This is a genomic window from Streptomyces sp. NPDC006235 (assembly GCF_040613735.1).
GTDB lineage: Bacteria > Actinomycetota > Actinomycetes > Streptomycetales > Streptomycetaceae > Streptomyces.
In genome coordinates this window covers 272,816-277,576 of sequence record NZ_JBEXSR010000007.1, presented here as the reverse complement: position 1 = coordinate 277,576, position 4,761 = coordinate 272,816, and the positions used below count along the sequence as shown (strand labels likewise).

The following is a 4,761-nucleotide window of genomic DNA, read 5'->3' as shown; positions in this document are numbered from 1 at the left end:
GGTTGTTGAGGACGACCTTGGCGACCGCGTCCCTCTTGAGCACGATGACGAGGGCGCCGACCATGGTCGGCGCCACCCCTTCTCCATGCAGGCCAGAGCGCACTTCCTGTTTCGTGTTTCGTGCGGACAAGTTCCGCATTCCTCGTATCCGGCCGACTCCGCCGTCATTACGCTGACCCCTCACAGCACAACCTGCACATACGGGGGCGGCATGGCGACACAGCGCGGCCGGATCGACGATCTCGTGGTCGTGGTTCCGGGGATCATGGGCAGCCGGCTGACGGACGCGGCCGGGAACGAGTTATGGGGGCTCTCGGGAAAGGCCCTGCTGCGAGGGATCAGGACCTTCGGGAGGTCCGTGACCCGGCTGGCCCTCCCGTCCGACCTGGTAGACGATCACCCCGGTGACGGCGTGCGGCCCGCCGGGCCGATGCCCGATCTGCACGCCCTGCCCGGGGTCGGGCCGCTCGTCGACGGCTACAACGGGCTGCTGGACTGGCTGGAGCAGCACTTCACCCTGCGACGGCGGCTGCCGGGCGACGACCCTCGCACACCGGTCAACCTGGTGGACTTCTCCTACGACTGGCGGCTCTCCTGCCGGTACAACGCCGAACGGCTCCGCGAGCGGGTGGAGGAGGAACTCGGCCGCTGGCGGGCCTCTGCCGCCGGTCGGGCGGAGGCCCGGGTGGTGTTCGTGTGCCACTCGATGGGCGGGCTGGTGACCCGGCAGTACGTCGAGCTGGGCGGCGGCGCGGAGGTCACCCGTCGAGTGATCACGCTCGGGACGCCGTACCGGGGCTCACTGGACGCCCTGCTGTACCTGGTGAACGGGCTGCGGCCGGGGTTCGGCCCGCTCCGGCTGAATCTGGCGCGGTTTGCACGCAGCCTGCCGTCCCTGCATCAGCTGACCCCGGACTACGCGTGTCTGGAGGGCGACGGCACGGAAGCGGGGGAGCTCCGCTACGCGCGTGAGGTCACCGGGCTGCCGGGGGTCGACGAAGCCCTGCTCAAGGACGCGGCGCTGTTCCACTCGGCGTTGCGGGAGTCCCGGACGGGAGCCGCGTACGGGGTGGAGTACCTGCCGGTGAGCGGGGTTCTGCAGCCCACGCCGACCACGGCCCGGCCGGGGGCCGACGGCAGGCTCTCGCCACTGTTCACCATCGGTGGCGCGGACGAAGGCGGCGACGGGCGGGTGCCCCGTCTGTCCAGCGCCCATCTCACGGGCGTACGACGACCCGCGTACACCCCGTGGGAACAGCACGGTTCGCTGCAGAACAACTCCGCCGTCCGCTGGGCCATGTGGGCGTGGCTCACACCGGAGCTGCCGGTGCACCGCGGTCCGGAGGATACGGGGGGACCGCCGCTCGGGGTGCGCGCGCCGGAGGTGCTGGCGGCAGGCGAGGCGGCGGAGGTCGAGGTGTCGGTGCCCAGGGACGTCCACGGGCACGACGAGCTGGCGCTCACCCTGAGCGTGGACGACGGCCCCGAACGCTCGCTGCGGAACCGGGGCGACGGGCGCTACACCGCTCCGCTCACCGGCCTCGCACCCGGAGCGCACCGGCTGAGGATCGGCGCACGGCACGCTCCGGAGGCCTCGGTGACGGCGTTGGTGCTGGTGATGGAGCACGAGGAGGAAGAGGGCACCGCGGGTGAATGAGGCTCCGGAGTTCAGGGCCACCGCACTGTGCGTGGTGTGCGAGTCGTACGACGATTCTCGGACCTTCCCCCAGCTCGTGGGCGCCAAGGCCCAGATGGAGGAGATCGCCGGCCTCCTCGAAGGGCTGGGCTTCGATGTGCGACTGGTGGCCGGTGGGAACCCCGACCGGGCTGCCTTCGACCGGGAGGTCGAGGAGTGGAGCGAGGGCTGGCGGCGCTCGGGGGGCCGCAAGCCCGCGCTGATCCTCTGGTCGGGGCACGGTGTCCTCGCCGACGACGAACTGCGGCTCGTCCTCAGCGATCTGAAGCCCGGCGACCATGTGGGGACGCGGAAGGTCCGGATACGCAGGCAGGGCGTGTCCACCGAAGAGCTGATCGGATACGCGGTCTCCTCGGAGGCCGATCAGATTCTGGTGGTCGTCGACACCTGCTATGCGGGAGACGGTGTCGGGGACGGCGTCCGAACCGCCCTGAAACACTGGTCCGAGGTCTCCCTTCCGCCCGGCCGGACCAAGTGGCTCGGCAGCATGGCGAGCTGCCAGCGCAACGAAGTCTCGGACGGCGACGGCCCGCTGCTGCGGGCACTGGCGGCGGTGCTGCGGGAGGGGCCGCGGACGGACGAGTACCTGAGCGCGTGGAGCGCGCACAACGAGCTGGTCAGCGGGGTCGAGCTGCTGGCGGCACTGCCGACCAGATGGGACGCGGAGGGCCAGCGGCCCGCGCGCGCCGCCGTGGGTGACGAACGCCCGGCCTTTCCCAACCCGCTCGCCCGGCCAGGTACCGCACCGACCCTCGTGGAGCACCTGGTGCTCGCCGCGCGCGGCGTGGGGCACCGGGAGGAGGGCTGGTTCTTCAGCGGACGGCGGCAGGTGCTCGGGAAGATCATCGGGTGGATGGAGGCCGCGACTCCCGGCCTCTTCCTGGTGACCGGGCCCGCGGGGTGCGGCAAGTCGGCGGTGCTCGGGCGTATCGCGACGCTCGCGGACCCCGAGCAGCGCGCGGAGGCCGAGCGGCAGGGAGCCCTCAGGGAGGGTGACCCGGACCCGGGTGTACGGGACGCCCGGACCTTCGCGGCCGTGCATCTGCGGGGCCTGGACGCGACACAGGCCGCCGCGGAACTCGCCGCCCGGCTGGGGTTGCGCGAGCCGAGGAACGCGGACGCCCTGAGAGCGGAATTGCGCGAGCTTCCGACGCTTCCCGTCCTGGTCCTCGACGGTCTCGACGAGGTGCCGGCCGAGCACACCCAGGGCGTGATCGAGGAGCTGGTCTTTCCGCTGAGCCGGATGCTCCCGGTGCTGGTCGGCTCCCGGGAACGGCCCTTCCGGGGCAGGCTGAAGGAGGGTGAGACGCTGCCGGACGCCCTGGTCCGCCACATCGGCGACAGCGTCACGACGGTGGACCTGGAGGCCGAGCCGGACACCCGGCAGGACATCGCCGAGTACGTACGGCGACGCTGCGAGGCCGCCAAGGTCGACGGGGCCGGGGTCGCCGAGGCTTTGGCGGAGCGCGCGACGGCTCGTGACGGGGGGTTCCTCTTCGCCCGGCTGGTCACGGGCTTCCTCGTCGCACGGCTTCGAGAGCGCGGGGACCTCCGGGATCACTCGGGTAAGGAGTTCGACGGGCCGGCCAACACCGAGGACCTGCTCGCCGGACTACCCGACTCCGTGGAGGCCGCGTTCGAGGAGGACCTGCGCTCCGGCCCACGGCGGATACGCGACGACGGCACCGAACTCCCCTCGGCGGCGCGGGACCTCCTCACGGCGCTCGCGTGGGCCGCCGGCCGGGGTATGCCCGCGGGCGGGGTCTGGGAGGCCGTGGCCTCGGCGCTCGGCGGACAGGGCGCCGTCTACGACGAGGACGACGTGGACTGGGTCCTGTCCGCCTACGGCCGCTACATCGTCGAGGACGGTGCGGGCCCACAGGCCGTGTACCGGCTGTATCACCGGGAGTTCGTCTCCCATCTGAGGAGACGCGAGGGGCCCGAGGGGGCGGCCGCCGAGGTGGTCGTCCTGCGGGCGGTGGTGGACCTCCTCAAGCGGCAGGCCGAGGCCGGCGGCTGGGAGCGGGCCGATCCGTACGTACGGACCTGGCTGGCCCGCCACGCTGCGTGGGCCAGCGTCCCGGGGCCGGGCATCGACATGTTGCGCGACCTTGTGGTCTGGGACCGGGAGAACGCCCTGCCGCATTTGGCGGGGGCGCTGCTCGAGGTCTCCGTCGCCTTGTCGGGGAACGCGCATCACACGGTTGCCGTGGAATTCGCCCGCGAGGCGACCGACATCTGCAGGGACCTGGCTGACAGAGACACGGTATATCTCCCCGAGCTCGCCGGATCACTCAACAATCTGGCCAACCGCCTCGCCGAGACCGGAGACCGCCAAGGCGCCCTCGAACCCGCCCACCAAGCCGTACGCCACTACACCCAACTCGCCCACACCAACCCCGCCGCCTACCTCCCCCACCTCGCCATGGCGCTCAACAACCTCGCCAACCACCTGTCCGACACCGGAGACCGCGAAGGCGCCCTCGAACCCGCCCACCAAGCCGTACGCCACTACACCCAACTCGCCCACACCAACCCCGCCGCCTACCTTCCCGACCTCGCCGCATCACTCAACAACCTCGCCAACCACCTGTCCGACACCGGAGACCGCCAAGGCGCCCTCGAACCCGCCCACCAAGCCGTACGCCACTACACCCAACTCGCCCACACCAACCCCGCCGCCTACCTCCCCAACCTCGCCGGATCACTCAACAATCTGGCCAACCGCCTTGCCGAGACCGGAGACCGCCAAGGCGCCCTCGAACCCGCCCACGAAGCCGTACGCATCCGACGCCAACTCGCCGACGCCAACCCCGCCGCCTACCTCCCCCACCTCGCCATGGCGCTCAACAACCTCGCCGCCCACCTGGCCGGGACCGGAGACCGCCAAGGCGCCCTCGAACCCGCCCACGAAGCCGTACGCCACTACACCCAACTCGCCCACACCAACCCCGCCGTCTACCTCCCCGACCTCGCCGGATCACTCAACAACCTCGCCGCCCACCTGGCCGAGACCGGAGACCGCCAAGGCGCCCTCGAACCCGCCCACCAAGCCGTACGCCACT

2 protein-coding genes are annotated in these 4,761 nt (G+C 71.5%); both read left to right on the top strand.

What is annotated here, in order from left to right; genetic code table 11:
• The first annotated feature begins 211 nt into the window (after positions 1 to 211).
• Complete coding sequence (locus tag ABZ192_RS12230; RefSeq protein WP_356924416.1) at positions 212 to 1,657, top strand: hypothetical protein; 1,446 nt, start codon at positions 212 to 214, stop codon at positions 1,655 to 1,657.
• On the top strand, positions 1,650 to 4,761 hold a 3,112-nt coding region (locus ABZ192_RS12225), incomplete at its 3' end, for a tetratricopeptide repeat protein (protein WP_356924415.1). The genes ABZ192_RS12230 and ABZ192_RS12225, both read left to right, overlap by 8 nt.

Bases quoted from the DNA above. Each gene is read 5' to 3' on its own strand.
- ABZ192_RS12230 (WP_356924416.1), top strand. From the start codon at position 212: ATGGCGACACAGCGCGGCCGGATCGACGATCTCGTGGTCGTGGTTCCG.